The sequence below is a fragment of the Corynebacterium sp. genome, from assembly GCF_030152825.1.
In the GTDB taxonomy this organism is placed as follows: Bacteria; Actinomycetota; Actinomycetes; order Mycobacteriales; family Mycobacteriaceae; genus Corynebacterium.
On record NZ_JASLIP010000035.1, the window covers coordinates 22,513 to 38,634 of the forward strand.

General features: G+C 65.2%; 13 protein-coding genes. 7 read left to right on the forward strand and 6 right to left on the reverse strand.

Annotation, left to right across the window (positions count from 1 at the left end):
* Window positions 1–27: 27 nt before the first annotated feature.
* Genes hpt through dacB form a run of 3 tightly spaced genes read right to left on the reverse strand, consistent with a single transcriptional unit; the run spans window position 28 to window position 3,402 of the window.
* Complete coding sequence (gene hpt, locus Q1V78_RS03995) at window positions 28–630, reverse strand: hypoxanthine phosphoribosyltransferase (protein WP_300611873.1); 603 nt, start codon at window positions 628–630, stop codon at window positions 28–30.
* Window positions 623–1,966 carry a tRNA lysidine(34) synthetase TilS gene (locus Q1V78_RS04000; protein WP_300611876.1) on the reverse strand — a complete coding sequence of 448 codons (1,344 nt, stop codon included), beginning with the start codon at window positions 1,964–1,966 and terminating at the stop codon, window positions 623–625. Before Q1V78_RS04000 ends, hpt begins: the two co-directional genes overlap by 8 nt.
* Window positions 1,967–2,025: 59 nt before the next feature.
* Window positions 2,026–3,402, reverse strand: coding sequence for a D-alanyl-D-alanine carboxypeptidase/D-alanyl-D-alanine-endopeptidase (dacB, locus tag Q1V78_RS04005; protein WP_300611879.1), 1,377 nt, complete (start codon window positions 3,400–3,402; stop codon window positions 2,026–2,028).
* Between the two features lie 145 nt (window positions 3,403–3,547).
* On the opposite strand from dacB, the gene Q1V78_RS04010 reads away from it, so the two are divergent.
* The 4 genes from Q1V78_RS04010 (at window position 3,548) to Q1V78_RS04025 (ending at window position 6,264) form a co-directional block, all read left to right on the forward strand.
* Window positions 3,548–4,030, forward strand: a complete 483-nt coding sequence (locus Q1V78_RS04010; protein WP_012360941.1) for an inorganic diphosphatase — start codon at window positions 3,548–3,550, stop codon at window positions 4,028–4,030.
* Between the two features lie 166 nt (window positions 4,031–4,196).
* A complete protein-coding gene (locus tag Q1V78_RS04015) occupies window positions 4,197–4,523 on the forward strand; it encodes a rhodanese-like domain-containing protein (RefSeq protein WP_300611885.1) in 327 nt (108 codons plus the stop codon).
* Between the two features lie 214 nt (window positions 4,524–4,737).
* The gene (locus Q1V78_RS04020) at window positions 4,738–4,959 is read left to right on the forward strand and encodes a hypothetical protein (RefSeq protein ID WP_300611888.1); all 222 of its coding nucleotides are present in this window, start codon (window positions 4,738–4,740) and stop codon (window positions 4,957–4,959) included.
* 276 nt (window positions 4,960–5,235) lie between these two features.
* Window positions 5,236–6,264, forward strand: a complete 1,029-nt coding sequence (locus Q1V78_RS04025; RefSeq protein WP_300611891.1) for a nitronate monooxygenase — start codon at window positions 5,236–5,238, stop codon at window positions 6,262–6,264.
* A gap of 108 nt (window positions 6,265–6,372) precedes the next feature.
* Here Q1V78_RS04025 and ppk2 read toward each other — a convergent pair whose 3' ends face one another.
* Together ppk2 and groL are read right to left on the reverse strand one after the other, a co-directional pair.
* Complete coding sequence (gene ppk2, locus Q1V78_RS04030) at window positions 6,373–7,272, reverse strand: polyphosphate kinase 2 (protein WP_300611894.1); 900 nt, start codon at window positions 7,270–7,272, stop codon at window positions 6,373–6,375.
* A gap of 1,159 nt (window positions 7,273–8,431) precedes the next feature.
* Window positions 8,432–10,075, reverse strand: coding sequence for a chaperonin GroEL (groL, locus tag Q1V78_RS04035; protein WP_300611897.1), 1,644 nt, complete (start codon window positions 10,073–10,075; stop codon window positions 8,432–8,434).
* Between the two features lie 219 nt (window positions 10,076–10,294).
* Here groL and Q1V78_RS04040 point away from each other — a divergent pair, with 219 nt between their 5' ends.
* The 3 genes from Q1V78_RS04040 to Q1V78_RS04050 all read left to right on the forward strand — a co-directional run bounded on the left by Q1V78_RS04040 (window position 10,295) and on the right by Q1V78_RS04050 (window position 14,592).
* Window positions 10,295–11,707 (forward strand): dipeptidase, encoded by a 1,413-nt coding sequence (locus Q1V78_RS04040; protein WP_300611900.1) that lies wholly within the window; start codon window positions 10,295–10,297, stop codon window positions 11,705–11,707.
* 4 nt (window positions 11,708–11,711) lie between these two features.
* Window positions 11,712–13,619, forward strand: a complete 1,908-nt coding sequence (locus tag Q1V78_RS04045; RefSeq protein ID WP_300611902.1) for a carboxylesterase family protein — start codon at window positions 11,712–11,714, stop codon at window positions 13,617–13,619.
* Window positions 13,620–13,992: 373 nt separating this feature from the next.
* Window positions 13,993–14,592, forward strand: coding sequence for a hypothetical protein (locus tag Q1V78_RS04050; protein ID WP_300611905.1), 600 nt, complete (start codon window positions 13,993–13,995; stop codon window positions 14,590–14,592).
* Between the two features lie 237 nt (window positions 14,593–14,829).
* On the opposite strand, the gene Q1V78_RS04055 is transcribed toward Q1V78_RS04050, so the two are convergent.
* Entirely contained in the window at window positions 14,830–16,014 is a 1,185-nt protein-coding gene (locus Q1V78_RS04055) for a glutamate--cysteine ligase (protein ID WP_300611908.1), read from the reverse strand.
* Window positions 16,015–16,122 lie beyond the last annotated feature (108 nt).

The window sequence follows — 16,122 nt, forward strand, 5'->3', positions numbered from 1 at the left end:
GGCGCTGGCTCAAAGTGCGTCAACGCTTTATTCGTACACTTCCGGCTTCAGGGTGCCGACGAATGGCAGGTCGCGGTAGCGTTCGGCGAAGTCCAGGCCATAGCCCACCACGAACTCGTTCGGGATGTCGAATCCGACCTCGATGAGGTCCTCGATCTCGACTTTGACGGCCTCCGGCTTACGGAACAGGGTCACGACGGACAGGGAGCGTGGCTTGCGGTTGGTGAGGTTCTTCATCAGCCAGGACAGGGTCAGGCCGGAGTCGATGATGTCCTCCACGATCAGGACGTCGCGGCCCTCGATGTCGCGGTCCAGGTCCTTCAGGATGCGGACGACGCCGGAGGAGCTGGTGGAGTTGCCGTAGGAGCTGACGGCCATGAACTCCAGCTGGTTCGGGATCTCCAGCTCGCGGGCGAAGTCGGTGATGAAGAAGACGGCACCCTTAAGCACGCAGACGAGGATGAGGTCCTCCGGGATGTCGCGGTAGCGCTCGTCAACGGCGGCAGCGAGTTCGCGGATGCGGGAGTGGAGGGTGTCCTGGTCGATCAGGACTGCTTCGAGGTCGTCACCGTAGGGGTGGGCCGGGATGTCGGTGCTCTTCTTGGTCCAGGTCGAGTTCTGATCAGTCATGTGCTCGTCGATCCTTTGGGTGCTTGTGTGATTCTTCCGCCACGAGGCGCAGGACGCCACCGCGCCGCGCCACCACCAGCCGGGTGCGGTGTTGCCCGGTGGGCGGCGCCTCCGCTGGTGGCGGGCTCGGCGGGTGGGCGTGGCCTCTGCCTAAAGCCTCATAACCGTTCATTGTATGCCACGGGACGGATACGCCGCCTTGCCCGGCCCAATCCGTGACGAGGGCGTCGATGCGGCTCAAGTGGGAGTAGGTCAACGGCCCGGTTTTTCCGGTGAGCCAGTGGCGGATCACCCGCCGGCGGAGGGCGGCGGGTAGCTCGGCGAGCGGGGCGCAGGGCAGCTCGGCGGTGGCGTGCGCATGGTCCCCGGCCTGTTCATGGCCCTCGGTGTGCTCGTGGTTGCCGGCTTCGGCGGCGAGCTGGACGTATTCGGCGTGGGCGACGGCCTCCAGGTAGTCGGAATCCTCGCGCAGCAGCCGGGCGGTGCGGGTCAGGGAGTCAGCCACGCCGGGGCCGAGGATGTCCTCCAGCAGGGGAAGCAGCTCCTGGCGGACCCGCGAGCGGCGAAAGCGGGGGCTGGCATTATGCGGGTCAGACCAGAAACTCAGCCCGGCACGGTGGCACGTGGCCTCGGTGTCTTCGCGAGTGCTGGCCAGCAGGGGGCGGCCGAGCCAGGCGGCGCCCGCTGCGATGGCCGGGTGATCGTTGCCGCTCAGGTGCTGGTTGCCCGCTGACTGCTGGCTACCCGGACGTTGGCGGGTTGCCGCGGCGCGGGAAGCACTGACGGATTCCTCAACGCCCTGCGCGGGATTCGCTGGCGGGCACGGGTAGTTCGTGGCGGTGGGCTGCCCAGCCGCCGTCGTAATGGGTCGCAGCCCGGCCAGCGTCCCCGCCCCGGAGCCGCGTGCCAGGCCAAGCAGCAGCCCTTCCGCATCATCGGAGGCGGTGTGTGCCACCAGCAGAGGCCGGCCCGCCGCCGCGGCCCCGAGCGCCCGGTAGCGGGCCTCGCGGGCGGCGGCCTCGTCCGCACCCGGGCCACCGGGCACGTCGATGGTGAGCACCTGGGCCGGGATGCCCATCTCCTCACAAATCTGGGCCGCGGTGGCGGCGACCCCGGCGGAGCCTTCCTGCAGCTGATGATCCACCACCAGGGCGCGGAAGCTCGCCCCCGGCAGGTCCTTCTTGGCGATCCCGGCGGCGCTATAGGCCAGCGCAAGCGAATCCGCGCCCCCGGAGACCCCCAGGTAGACCGGCCCCTCGGCCAGCTGCGCGGCCTGCCCCGGGTGCGTTAACCGCAGCCCAGCGAGCCAGGCGCGGAAGTCCGCTGCGGTGCTCACGGTATTCCTCCTCCCCGGTGCTTGGCCCCGGGTACCCGGCGCGGCCGGGGCCGATAGAACTAGAGCCGGTACACGGCGGCGGCCAGCCGGTCGAGGGCTTCGCGCCCGTCGCCGACGTCGGCGGGAGTGTTGGACAGGAAAGCGAAACTCAACGGGCGGCCGGACTTCGTGACCACCGTGCCGGCCAGGGCGTTGACCCCGTCGAGGGTGCCGGTTTTCGCGCGCACCCACCCGGCGGCGTCCTCGGCCCCACTGCCCGCGAGGTAACGGTTGCGCAGCGTGCCCTCCGCACCGGCGACCGGGAGGTCCTGCTGCAGGACGTGCAGCTTCTTGCTGCCCAGCGCGGAGTTCAGATTGCGGGCGCTCAGGCGGTTGTCTTCGCTCATGCCGGAGGTGTCGTGCAGCACCGCTCCTTCGGTGTCCACGCCGTGATCCTTCAGCACCTTGAGCACGCCTTCGGTCGCGCCTTTGAAGGTACCCGGCAGGTCCTGGCTGATCGCCACCTCGCGGCCGATGGCCTCGGCGAGCATGTTGTCCGAGTGCAGCATCATGTCCCGCAGGCGGGTGCTCAGCGGCGCGGAGAGCACCTGGCCCAGCGACTCCTCGGCGGTTGGGTGGGCCGGCCCCACAGGATCATCCGAGACATCCAACTTGAGCTTCTTAGTCTTCAGCTTCTCCCCCAGCCCCATGTCCTCGGCGAGCGCCTGGGCCACGTCCCGGGCTGGGGTGTTGCTGCGGGCGGAGTAGTTCTCGGTGGGGATGATGCGGCCGGCGTCGATCATCACGGAGTCCAGGAAGGTCACGTTGCCCATCCCGATCTCCACGAGGTCCCAGCTATTGTGGAAGGTGGATTTCTCCCGCATGGAGTTATCCACCGTGATCTTGCTGATCTTCTTCAGCTCCTCGGCCGGCAGGGCGCGGCGCACCTGGTCCGCCAGCTCGCTGATCGCCGGTGCATCCGTGAAGAAGCCGGAGCCGGGCTTGCGGGAAAGCGTAATGTCCCCCTCCCCGACGAGGATCAGCTCGCCCGGGCCACCCTTGACCACGGAGGTCGGCAGCCGGTCCTGCGACCCCTTCGCCAGCAGGGCCGCGGCAGTGGTGTACACCTTCGTCGAGGAGGCCGGCACCAGGTGCTTGCCCTCGTTGTTGGCGTAGAGCACCTCACCGGTTTCCAGGTCGGTGATCTCCGCGGACAGGCGCCCCAGCTGCCGGTCCTTCGCCGCCTTCTTCACCTCGGTCAAGTCCACCGGGGCGGCAGGCGGGCTGGCCTCAACCATTACTGGTTCGTCAGGACGGGGAAGCGCTGCGGGGGCGACGTCATAATGGGGGCGCTGGGAAAGAACCACCGCGCCAGCGATAATGGCGGCGGCGACCACGAGGAACGCCACCACCGCGAGGAGCCAGCGGCGGAAAGAGGATTTCTTCTCAGCTTCCAAAATTTAAATCCTGACAATGTGTGGGCGGCAGGGGCGGGCGAGTTAGTAGGTTCCACCTTATCCTGCGACTAGGATGGGGCCTGCATGTACGTCAGGCGCCACGAGGCGCTTTAAACAGACACCGATTTTAAGGATGGCGCGAGTTATGGCTCAGAGCATCGAAGTCACCATCGAGATCCCGAAGGGTTCCCGCAACAAGTACGAGATCGACGAGGAGACCGGCAAGGTTCACCTGGACCGCTACCTCTTCACCCCGATGGCGTACCCGGCTGACTACGGCTTCATCGACAACACCCTCGGCGAGGACGGCGACCCGCTGGACGCGCTGGTCATCCTGCCGGAGCCGCTGTTCCCAGGCGTGGTTGTCAAGGCCCGCCCGGTTGGTGTCTTCAAGATGACCGACGAGGCCGGTGGCGACGACAAGCTGCTCTGCGTGCTAGACGACCCGCGCTTCGACCAGTACCAGGACGTGGACGACATCTCCCAGTTCACGAAGGACGAGATCGAGCACTTCTTCGTGCACTACAAGGACCTCGAGCCGGGCAAGGAGGCCCGCGGCGAGGGCTGGGGCACCGCTGCTGACGCGGAGAAGATCCTGGCCGACGCCATCGAGCGCGCCAAGAAATAAGAGCTCAGAGGTCATGCCGCGAGCTGCGGCGGCTTTCTGAGTTATTGCGCCCGCTCCCCTGCTGTGGGGCGGGCGCTTTTGCATGCGCGGGGGCTCATGCCCCTTGCACGTACGGGCTGCCCCACCGCCGTGGGGTAGACGGGGCGCGGCTAGTAGCATGACGGGCATGAGTGACTTTGAATCCATGAGAGCAGAAGACGTCCCGGAGGGTGTCCAGTTGGTGGACGTCCGCGAGGCCAATGAGTTCGCGGAATGGCACGCCAAGGGCGCGGAGCACCTCCCGCTGTCCGAGCTGCAGCTGCGCTACGGTGAGCTGGACCTGGACCAGGACCTGTACATCATTTGCCTGTCTGGTGGCCGCTCGGCGAAGGCCTGCCAGTGGCTGGAGCTCAACGGAATTGACGCGATCAACGTGTCCAATGGTTCCATCGGCTGGCGCGATGCCGGCCGCACGATCATCGTCAACGGCGAGGAGACCACGAACCCGGCCTAAACGCTGAGATCGCTTGCACTCCCCCATTACTCCCGCTGCGGGTGGTTTTCAGCCACCGGCGGCGGGAGTGTCGTTATCCAAAATTCACTTTAGATTTCCCGCCAAAAGCTTTCTGCGCTGCTGGCGAGGCTAACGTCGAAGGGTCAAGGCCCTGAGCGACAGAGCTAAAGGTTGCATCTCCATAAAGAAACATGCGTTCATCACTGTCCTCGCGGTGGTTGCCGCCGCCTTCATCTACCTTCTTGTCGCACCGCCAGCGGAGTTCTCAGCGCTGGATAGCGGCACCAGGCTCACTATCCTGATCGTCCTATTCATGGTCGCGGAGTTCCCAATCACCATCCTGTTGATCGAAAAGTTCTTGCGGGGCAGCCGCGAAGAAGCCTCGAAACAACAGCAGACCCCGAGCTCGGATCACCTCCCTCGCCCGACGCTCTAGGCCTCCAGCCTTCGCAAAAGCTCCCCGCACGCGCGGTTTTGCAGAGTTTATGGTCGCCAAACACCCAAAATCCGACCACAAACTCTGCAAAAGCCACAACCTGGTCCGACCTTCACTACATTCTGAGCGCCCGCCCCCAACCACCACTCTTCGCGGGCCCGCCCCATCACAGAGCCCGCCCCGTCACGGAAGAACCCGTGGTGGGGATGTTTGCTGCCGCTACCGCGCTAACGTGGATAGCGAACCTTAGCCGCTAACCCGCTGGAGAGAGCATTCATGACTGAGTTCCTCACCCTGCAACGCCCCATCGTCTTGGCCCCCATGGCCGGAGGCCCCTCCGCCCCGGAGCTCGTTGCCGCCGTATCCAATGCCGGCGGGCTCGGAATGATGGCCGCGGGCTACCTCTCCCCCGATGCTTTCCGCGAACGCCTTGCAGCCATAGAGAAACTCACTACCCAACCCTTCGGGGTCAATATCTTCTCCCCACCGCCCCACTCGACCCTCTCCGCCCCGGAGCTGCGTAGTTGGCAGCGTTATCGCGAACAGGTGGGCACTTACTCGGCTGTGCCGGCTTCTTTTCCAGACGCCCCTTACAACTCCGATGATCACTATGAGGAGAAGGTGCAGATCGCGCTCACCTCTGCTGCCAAGGTGGTGTCTTTTACCTTCGGCTACCCGACCCAGGAGGTCGTGGATGCCCTGCACAGCAAGCAGAAGCTGGTGGTGCTCAACGCCACCACCCCGGAGGAGATCGAGCATCTGGCAGCAACGGAATGCGACGCCATCGTGCTCCAAGGCAAGGAGGCCGGTGGCCACCGGGGCACGGTGCTCTCCACCCCGGAGGAGGGCTGCGCGTACTCGCTCGCCGAGCTGCTGGCACATGCGAAGGAGGCCACCGTTAAGCCGGTGATCGCCGCCGGTGGCATCGCGACCAAGCAGGACGTGGCGGAGGTGCTGGAGCACGGCGCGGTCGCCGCCCAGGTGGGTACCCGCTTCCTCCTGGCCGCGGAGGCGGGAACGAAGAAGACGCACCAGCAAGCGCTGCAGACACTCAAGGGGCGCCCCACCGTGATCACCACAGCGTTCACGGGCAAGCCAGCGCGTGCGATCCGCAACAGTTTTACCGACCGCTTCCAGTCGCTGGCCCCGAGCCTGTACCCGGAGCTGCACTACCTGACCTCCGGCCTGCGCGGCGAGGCGGATAAGGCCGGCAACCGGGAGTATCTGAACCTATGGGCCGGGGAGAACTATCACCTCACCCGACCAGGACCTGCCGCGGCCATCGTCGCGGAACTGGCGCCGTAGAAGGCAGGAAAAAGGAGGTCCCAGGTAAGGCCCTCCTTTGTGCTTAGCCCGGGATTCCACCCCGGGTGCGGCTCCGCCCCGCGGGTTCCTCGGGGCCGGTCACGCGTGTTAGTCGCCGATCTGGTCGCGGCCGCGCTTGACCAGCAGCGGATCCGGCTGGCCCACGACCTCGTGGTCCTTGTCGGTGTATTCGAACTTGCTAAGCACATAACGCATAGCGTTGATGCGGGCGCGCTTCTTGTCATTGGACTTAATGGTGATCCATGGGGACTCGTTGGTATCCGTGTAGCGGAAGGTTTCCTCCTTCGCGCGGGTGTAATCATCCCAGCGGTCCAGGGATGCCAGGTCCATTGGGGAAAGCTTCCACTGGCGGACCGGGTCCACCTGGCGGATCGCGAAGCGGGTGCGCTGCTCCCTCTGGGTCACGGAGAACCACAGCTTGGTCAGGGAGATGCCCGAGCCCATGATCATGTTCTCGAGCATCGGCACTTCGCGCATGAACTCGGCGTGCTGCGCGTGGGTGCAGAAGCCCATGACGCGCTCCACCCCGGAGCGATTATACCAGGAGCGGTCGAAGAAGACGATCTCGCCGCCAGCCGGGAAGTGCTGGATGTAGCGCTGGAAGTACCAGCTGGTGGACTCCCGCTCGGTCGGCTTCTCCAGGGCGACGGTGCGGGCACCACGGGGGTTGAGGTGCTCGTTGAAGCGCTTGATGGAGCCGCCCTTACCGGCGGCGTCGCGGCCCTCGAAGAGGATGATGTGTTTCTGGCCGGTGTCCTTGGTCCAGTTCTGCCACTTCAGCAGCTCGATCTGGAGAGCGCGCTTGATGTGCTCATACTCATCACGGCTCATGCGCTCTTCGTAGGGATAGTCCTCGCGCCAGGTGTCGACGCGCTCGCCGTCTGGGGTGATCAGTACCGGGTCGTCTTCATCGGAGTCATCCACCATGTACCCCTCGGTGGACGCGAGGTCGACGAAGTGCATGTCTTCTTCGTTGGTATTGCTCATGCTGTGCACCTGTTTTTCGGCCTAGTGAGTAAAACTTCTACGCCTTCTATTCTACTGCTTAACAGACCCGGGGGCGGGCCCCACCTCCCCTTAACAGCCGCCAGAAATCGCAGCTCGGCGCAGGCCATGCGACTCGCCTGAAGCACGGTGGTGAGCGCAGCAAGGCTCTAGGCAAAGCAAAATCCCGCCACCGTGACGGTGGCGGGGTTTGGTCGCTCTGGGCGAGGCTTAAATTAGAAGCCCAGTGCCTGGAGGAAGTTCGGCAGCAGGCCGATCAGGCTGGACAGAGCGCTGACCCAGTCAGCAACGTTGGCCATGGTCTCAAAGAAAGTGGCTGCGTTCTCCATTATGAAAACTCCTAGAGTGTAGGTCCCCTCGCCCCTTGGCGAGTGGTGAAACTATTTTTAGAGGACCCCGCCTGGCGGGGCATTAACTATCGCTCGAATCTAGCGATACGAGAGCTTAGTTAGCTCTCAATAGGGCTTAGCTCTCCTCGGGGTTAGCCAGCTCGAAGATCGGCTTCAGGACCTTCCAGATGTTGCTCCAGAAGGTGGCGAAGTCGTCCAGAACGGTGGTGATCATGTCGACGTTCATGTGAACTCCTCGAAAAGTGTGACAGCCCCGCCACTTTCACGGGACCTACAGTGGATCAACGCTGAGTGCGTTACGGTCACCGATTATGGCACAGGGAATACTTATGTCAAGAGAGGATAACAACCTTCTGCCAATATGTGAAAAGGGTCACATTCATAGGCATTCGCAGTTTGCCGAGTCGATCATAACCGCTGGTTAACCTGCAATTAACCTAAGGAAATCCCTCCCAGTTAAGGCCCGGGCCATGCAGATGAAAAGTAATTCCAATAAAAATTTAGGTTAAGCTTTCAACTTTCCTGAGTTTTCCTGAGCGCGGATGCTCGACACACCACGCGCTCAGCGAAGCACCTCTCGAACCAACGCAACGCGCCTCAGAACACCGCGCAGGGCGGCTCAGTCCCGCAATGCGAGGATCCTCCCGCCCGAGCTCCTCCCCCTGGAACGCGTAAAGGCCTGCTGCCGGAAATCACCAGGATTCCCAGCAGGAGGCCCTTATTACCGCTCACCCCCGGCGACGAGGGGCGCAAGAAGCCCCAACAAAGCCCTAGGGATTCAGAAGCGGGGCTTAGAAGCCGCCCATGCCGCCCATGGCGTCAGCGTCCGGCATAGCTGGAGCATCCGGCTCCGGCTTATCCGCAACCACAGCCTCGGTGGTCAGGAACAGACCAGCGATGGAGGCAGCGTTCTGCAGTGCAGAGCGCGTCACCTTCACCGGGTCGGAGATGCCAGCAGCCAGCAGGTCCACGTACTCGCCGGTGGCGGCGTTCAGGCCCTCGCCGGCAGGCAGGTTGTTGACCTTATCCTCAACAACGCCCGGCTCCAGGCCAGCGTTGCGTGCGATCTGCTTCAGCGGGCCAGCCAGGGCCGCGCGCACGATCTGCACGCCGGTTGCCTCGTCGCCCTCCAGGCCCAGGTTATCCTCCAGGACGTGTGCGGCCTGCACCAGCGCAGCGCCACCGCCGGCAACAATACCCTCCTCGGCAGCAGCCTTCGCGTTACGCACGGCATCCTCGATACGATGCTTACGCTCCTTCAGCTCCACCTCGGTGGCAGCACCGACCTGCAGGACGGCCACACCGCCGGAGAGCTTAGCCAGGCGCTCCTGCAGCTTCTCGCGGTCGTAGTCGGAGTCAGCGTTCTCGATCTCCTGGCGGATCTGCTTGATGCGACCCTCCAGCTGCTCCTTGGAGCCAGCACCATCGACGATGGTGGTGTCATCCTTGGTGACAACAACCTTGCGGGCGGTGCCCAGCAGCGGCAGGTCGGCGGTCTCCAGGCTCAGGCCGACCTCCTCGGCGATGACCTGGCCGCCGGTCAGGATCGCGATGTCCTGCAGCTGAGCCTTACGGCGGTCACCGAAGCCCGGAGCCTTGACAGCAACGGACTTGAAGGTGCCGCGGATCTTGTTCACAACGAGGGTGGACAGTGCCTCGCCCTCGATGTCCTCAGCCACGATCAGCAGCGGCTTGCCGGACTGCATGACCTTCTCCAGCAGCGGCAGCAGGTCCTTGACGTTGGAAATCTTGGAGCTAACCAGCAGGATGTACGGATCCTCCAGGACAGCCTCGCCGCGCTCGATGTCGGTAGCGAAGTAGCCGGAGATGTAACCCTTATCGAAGCGCATGCCCTCCGTGACGGAGAGGTTCACGCCGAAAGCGTTGGACTCCTCGACGGTGATCACGCCGTCCTTGTTCAGCTGACCATCGCCGACCTTGTACATAGCCTCGGCGATCAGCTTGCCGATCTCCTCATCCGCAGCGGAGATGCCAGCGGTGGAAGCGATCTGCTCCTGGGTCTCAATCTCCTTGGCGTTCGCCAGCAGGTGCTCGGTCACCTTCGCGACACCAGCCTGGATGCCGCGCTTGATGCCCATCGGGTTGGAGCCGGCAGCCACGTTTCGCAGGCCCTCGCGGACCAGGGACTGAGCCAGAACGGTAGCGGTGGTCGTGCCGTCACCGGCGACGTCGTCGGTCTTCTTCGCGACCTCCTTGACCAGTTCCGCACCGATCTTCTCGTACGGATCCTCCAGCTCGATTTCGCGAGCGATGGTCACACCGTCGTTGGTGATCGTCGGTGCGCCCCACTTGCGCTCGAGGACAACGTTGCGCCCCTTCGGACCCAGGGTGACCTTGACGGCGTCAGCCAGGGTGTTCAGGCCTGTCTCAAGACCGCGGCGGGCCTCTTCGTCGAATGCAATCATCTTCGCCATTAGGCTTCAGATCCTCCGTTAGAGTTTGTGCGACACATGCGGGTCGAATCCAGCGCCCGCGACGGCACGGACGGGAGAGTGCCGCTCCACCCGTCCTCACTGAACTCGATCGTTCGTTCATCTGGCACTCGACAAGTGCAAGTGCTAACACCGTTTTTAGCACTCACACCCCTTGAGTGCAATATTCGCAACTTTGGGAAAAGCGTTACCCTGGACCCCATGACAATTAACGCAATTCCTACCCCGAACGAGGCCCGCGCAGCCCTCGAGGCACAACTGCCCTTTATTAAGGACGCGCTGACCGAACTCATCGCTTTCCAGTCCATCCACTCCGTCCCTGAGCTCCAGGAGCACAACGACGGCGCCGCGGACTGGGTGGTCGGCCAGTTCCGCGAGGTCGGGGTTCCCGTCGAGGCCTACCCGACCTCCGACGGATCGAAGTCCGTCATCGGCCTTCGCCAGCCGGAGGACGGCTGCCCCACCGTCCTGCTGTACAGCCACTTCGACGTCCAGCCCGCCGGCAACGTCGACGCCTGGAGCTCCGACCCATGGACGCTGACCGAGCGCGACGGCCGCTGGTACGGCCGCGGCACCGCGGACTGCAAGGGCTCCGTGAGCATGCACCTGGGCACCCTGCGTGCCCTCAACGAGCTCGCCGAGCAGTACCCGGTGCTGAACAAGGTCGGCATCCGGGTTGTCGTGGAGGGATCCGAGGAGCGCGGCGGCTACGGCCTGGAGAACCTGCTGGCCGAGCGCCCGGAGCTCTTCGCCGCGGACGTGTTCCTCATCGCGGACTCCGGCAACGACTCCGTGGGCGTGCCAAGCCTCTGCACCGCCCTGCGTGGCTCCGCGGCGGTCACTGTCCGCCTGCAGACCCTGGAACAGCCGCTGCACTCCGGCCAGTTCGGCGGTGCCGCCCCGGATGCGACCGTGGAGCTGATCAAGCTGCTCAGCACCCTGCACGACGAGAAGGGCCTGGTCGCCGTCGAAGGCCTGGCGCCGAGCACCACCTGGGAGGGCGTGGGCCCGGACGAGGCCACCTTCCGCCGCGACGCCGGCGTGCTGGACGGCGTGGACGTCTACGGCGCCGATCAGGGCCTGAAGCCCAACGACCTGACCGTCGCCCGCCCGGCGATCACCGTCACCGCAATCGACGCCCTGCCGGTCAAGGACGCGGTCAACGCCGTGCCGGCCGAGTCCGCGGCCGTGGTGAGCCTGCGCGTGCCGCCGGGAATGGACCCGAAGGAGTGCCAGGACCTGCTGGTCGCCCACCTGGAGAAGCACGCCCCGAACGCGAAGATGAGCATCGAGCGCGAGTCCCTGGCCGAGCCCTTCAGCGCTGACCTGACCGGTCCGGCCCTGCAGCGCCTGGCTGGCGCACTGGGTGACTCCTACGCCGCGGCCGCTGGCAAGGATCACATGAATATTGCGGAGGTCGCCTCCGGCGGCTCCATCCCGCTGACCAATAAGCTGCTTGCTACCCACCCGGGCGCGGAGCTGGCACTCTACGGCCTGGCCGAGCCGCAGGCCCGCATCCACTCCGCCGATGAATCCGTGGACCCAACCGAGATTAAGTCCGTCGGTGCCGCGCAGCTGCTCTTCCTGGCCCGCACGGCCGCTGAGGTGAACTAGCGCGATGGCGGAATCCGTAGCAGGCGGGGCGAAGAGGGAGCCCGCGAACACGGTCGGTGCAGGAAAGATGGGCGGCCCTGAAAAGAAGGAAAGTATCGGACAGGCGGGCGTGAGCCAGCGCCCCAGGCCCGGTGACTTCTGGACCGTCCAGACCACCACCGGCCGCATCAAGGGTCACGCGGAAACCGGCGCCGCGGCATTCCGTGGCATCCCCTATGCCCAGCCGCCCATCGGGCCCCACCGCTTCCGCCGGGCCGAACCCATCGATCCCTGGGAGGGAACCTTCGAGGCCCGGGCGGACGGCGAGTACTGCTACCAGTTCCGCAACAAGGCCACCGGCTGGATCGGCTCCGAGGACTGCCTGTGGCTGAGCGTCGTCGTGCCGCGCGGCACGTCGCGGGGCAACAACACGACGAACGCGGACAGCGCCACGGAGGCGGACACCGTTACGGGCGCGGAACCTGCCACGGACGCGGGCAACGCAACAGCCCCTATTAATAAGGAGCACGCGATCGACGCCACTGCGCGCCGACCCATCGCGGTGCACCTTCACGGCGGCAGCAACGTCCACGGCTCTGCGGCCGATCCGCAACGCTCCGGCGAGCACTTCGCCCAGGCCACGGACTCCATCTACGTGGGCGTGAACTATCGGCTCGGAATGTTCGGTCAGCTCTTCTTCGGAGAGGACTTCGACGACGAGCGCATCGACACCAACGCCGGGCTCTCCGACATCATCGAGGCCCTGAAGTGGATCCAGGCCAACGCCCGCGCCTTCGGCGGCGACCCGGAGCGCATCACCATCTTCGGCGAGTCCTCGGGCGGGGCGATGGTCACCGCGCTGATGACAAGCCCGGCCCTGGAGGGCGTGATCGCCGGCGCGATCGCCCAATCCCCCGCGGGAGCCATGGTGCACACCCCGGAGAATGCCAAGTACTGGCGCGAGCAGGCCGTGGCGGAGCTCGCCCGGATCCGCGGGCTCGTCGAGAAGGACGAGGCTAAGACCAAACAAAAGGGCAAGGGCGCGGAAAAGGCAGAGGCCAAGTCCACAGGCGCGAGCGCCGACCCCTCCCCCGCAACCGGCGGCCTCAGCATCGATGACCTCTTCGGCGCCACCGCCACCGAGCTGGGCGAGATCACCGAGGCCCTCGTGGCCCACAACCTCCGCTACGCACCGGGGGTCTCCGGCCCCTTCGCCCCCATCGTCGACGGCGACGTGCTGCCCAAGCACCCGCTGGCCAAGGGCGCGCAGCGCGACCTGCCGCTGCTCGTGGGATATAACCGCGACGAGTACCGGCTCATGCGCTGGGAGTCGCTGCGCACCAAGCACCAGTGGTCGCGCACCGTCGCGCTCGCCGAGCACGTGAGCACGGACGTGGAGGAACTCCTCCAGCACTACAAGGGTTTCCAGCGCCGCTCCGCCGTCGGTGAGTTCACCGGGCACGCGATCTTCGTGGCCCCGGCCTACCTCCTGGCCGAGCAGCACCCGACGGGCAAGGTGTGGTTCTACCGGCTGGATATGACCACCCCCTCCCTGGAGCTCAGCGGCATGGGTGCGACCCACGCCCTCGACCTGCCGTTGCTGTTCCGCCGGGTGGACACCAGCCGAGGCAAGCTCGCCCTCGCGCTCGGCGGGGCGAAGCAGATGAACCGCACCAGCGAGGCCATGCTGGGGCGCTGGCGGAAGTTCCTCCACGACCTCGACCCGGGCTTCGAGCGTTACCGGGGTGATGCAGGCACCACGGGAGCCGCCACACAGAGCGCTACCGAGACGAACTCCACGCAAGAGGCCGACCCAGCCCGGCACATCCAGGTCTTCGACGGCAAGCGCTTCGATAGTGGCGAGGAGAACCAGCTCCTGGAACCCTCCCCACGATGGAAGGCCTGGGAGAAGCTGCATATCCCGCAGAGCTGAGCGTCAGGCGTGAGGCTGGTGACGTCCTAAATAAGAGGAAGGACGGGGAACAGTGAATGCGGTCCGTGGGAACACACCCCGGGCTGCGTCTCACGTTATGAGACGCTATATCCCACCTACTGCACCCCCATTTGGGCCTAAAAGCTGTTGAACAACTCGCGGGGGTGAAAAGAAAGGGATATATTCATGCCCATGATCACAATTCCTCTTAAGCGAGTACCCAACCCGGGTGGAGGCGCGGACTGACCCCTCCACCACCGGGGTAACAAGCGCACACGCTTAAGAGTCGGTCCACGAACCGAACAACCGGCGCACAGGCACAGGCACAACTGCCAAGCGCCACCAGGACCGACCACAACGAGGAAGAGTGACCATGGGCACCACACTGATTCGCTTTGCAAAGCCGGAGACCAGCAGCCGAGAGCACAAGAGCTACACCACCACCCCAGCGCTGCGCTCCAACTCCATCACCTTCAACGCGCAAACTCAGACGCGCATCCAGAAGCGCCGCCAGCGCACCCGCACCTTCGCCGAGGACCCATTCCGCTCCCGTTTCGGGCAGCGACTGCCCAAGGCGATGCGCGGCGAGGCCCGCGGCATGGACTGGAAGACCTTCCGGCGCTCCTACTCCCCCAACGACATCCAGGTGGAGCAGCTGCGCTCCCAGCGGAAGTCCGCGGGCAAGCGCCTGTACGAGATCAGCATCCGCGGCCTGCGCGCTGACCAACAGGGCACCCGGGTGTCCATCACCGCGATGGGCGCATCCTCCGCGATGTCCGAGATCCTGGCTGATCACGACCTGGCCGTGGAGATCCTGATGTTCCACCAGTACGAAATTTTCGAAGCCACCGCGACCTTCATCTTCGCCACTCATAACGGGAAGCGGACCTGGGCCGTGGGCTTCGGTGCGGACCGCGATACCTCGATCGCCAACGCACTGTGCTCCGCCGCAGCACTGCTGCACCGCCGCTAGGAAGCAGCGAAACCAACAAGGCCACGCGACGGCCGCACAACTCCAAAAACCCAGCGCCTCACCAGTGATTTCAGCGCCCGCGGTTGCCACTTTCGATGGCAGCCACGGGCGCTGTGCTGTGTGCGCTGGATCCGGGGCTGTGCGATGCGGGGCGCGGAGCCGGGTGCATGGCATGAGCGAGCGCCCGTGGCGGAGCAATAGCTCGGTGCCCCGGCGGCAGCTAATGGCAGCTGCGAACTAGTCCCGGGCGGTCTCCTGCAGCGTGCGGGCCGTCAGCTCCACCGCCGCGCGCCACGCCCGCGGCTGGGTGAAGCCCTCCTCAGCGCCCGCATCCCCTCGGGTGCGCACCCCCGGCTCCAGCGCGGCACCGGCCGCGCGAGCTGCCGCGCGCTGGCGGGCATAATCCCCGCCCGTCTCGATCAGGCGCAGCACGTCCTGCAGCTCAGCCTTGCAGCCCAACTCCTCAGCCAGCGGGGAGAGCTCCTCCACCCACCGGCGCAGCTCGTCGGTGACCATCCGCTCCGTGGTCTCCCGATCGATGATGATCTCCGCATCCAGGCCATAGCGGGCGGCGCGCCACTTATTCTCCGCCACGTGCCACTGCTGCAGGCTCGGCAGCTCTTCGCCCGCGTCGTACATCCGCTCGAAGTACACGACCAGGCAGTGCAGGTACGCGCTGATGGCCGCGACCTCCCAGATCGCCATCGTGGAATCCGCAAAGCGAACCTCGATGGTGCCGTACTTGGACGGGCGGACGTCGAAATGCATGGAACCGGTGTGGTTAATCACGCCGGAAAAGTCCTGATCGCGGTTGAACTCCTCCCACTCATCCCAGGAGGTGAATTGATAAGGGATGCCCGCGGTCGGCAGCTGCTGATAGAGCAGGGTGCGGTTCGAGGCATAGCCAGTATCCAGCCCCTCCCACGCCGGGGAGGAGGCCGACATCGCCAGCACGTGTGGGTAGTGCGTCATCACCGCGTTGATGATCGGCCAGACCTTCTCCTTCGAGCCCACGCCCACGTGCACGTGGATGCCCCAGATGATCATCTGCCGGCCCCAGTACTGGGTGCGCTTGATGATCTCCCGGTAGCTTCCCTTGTCGCTCATCTCCTGGTCGCCCCAGTTGGTGAACGGGTGCGTGCCCGCGGAGAAGAGCTCCACGCCGATGCGCTCCGCGCAGTCCAGCAGCTGCAGCAACTGCTCGCGCAGGTCCTCTACGGCGGCAGGGATACCCTCGTGCACCCCCGTGACCATCTCCACGGTGTTGGCCATAAACTCGCGGGTCACGCGGTGGCCCGGGTAGACCTCGTCCATGACGGCGAGCAGCTCGCCAGCCCGGGGCACCAGGTCCAGGGTCTCCGGGTCGATGAGGGCAACCTCCCACTCGAGTCCAACGGTGGGTTCAGATCCGGGAAAGTCCATCGGCCCAATCATCCCTTCGCTCGGCACAGCACGGCGGTCAGGGCCGGCGGCGCTGCGTGGTGCGACTATCGCGTGAAGCCGGGGTAAGGAACCCCGGCGCGTTCTATC

Excerpts from the sequence above, each read along its gene's own strand:
- groL (WP_300611897.1), bottom strand. The coding sequence starts at position 10,075 with ATGGCGAAGATGATTGCATTCGACGAAGAGGCCCGCCGCGGTCTTGAG.
- Q1V78_RS04050 (WP_300611905.1), top strand. The coding sequence starts at position 13,993 with ATGGGCACCACACTGATTCGCTTTGCAAAGCCGGAGACCAGCAGCCGA.
- Q1V78_RS04015 (WP_300611885.1), top strand. The coding sequence starts at position 4,197 with ATGAGTGACTTTGAATCCATGAGAGCAGAAGACGTCCCGGAGGGTGTC.
- hpt (WP_300611873.1), bottom strand. The coding sequence starts at position 630 with ATGACTGATCAGAACTCGACCTGGACCAAGAAGAGCACCGACATCCCG.
- Q1V78_RS04040 (WP_300611900.1), top strand. The coding sequence starts at position 10,295 with ATGACAATTAACGCAATTCCTACCCCGAACGAGGCCCGCGCAGCCCTC.
- Q1V78_RS04045 (WP_300611902.1), top strand. The coding sequence starts at position 11,712 with ATGGCGGAATCCGTAGCAGGCGGGGCGAAGAGGGAGCCCGCGAACACG.
- ppk2 (WP_300611894.1), bottom strand. The coding sequence starts at position 7,272 with ATGAGCAATACCAACGAAGAAGACATGCACTTCGTCGACCTCGCGTCC.
- Q1V78_RS04025 (WP_300611891.1), top strand. The coding sequence starts at position 5,236 with ATGACTGAGTTCCTCACCCTGCAACGCCCCATCGTCTTGGCCCCCATG.
- Q1V78_RS04055 (WP_300611908.1), bottom strand. The coding sequence starts at position 16,014 with ATGGACTTTCCCGGATCTGAACCCACCGTTGGACTCGAGTGGGAGGTT.
- Q1V78_RS04010 (WP_012360941.1), top strand. The coding sequence starts at position 3,548 with ATGGCTCAGAGCATCGAAGTCACCATCGAGATCCCGAAGGGTTCCCGC.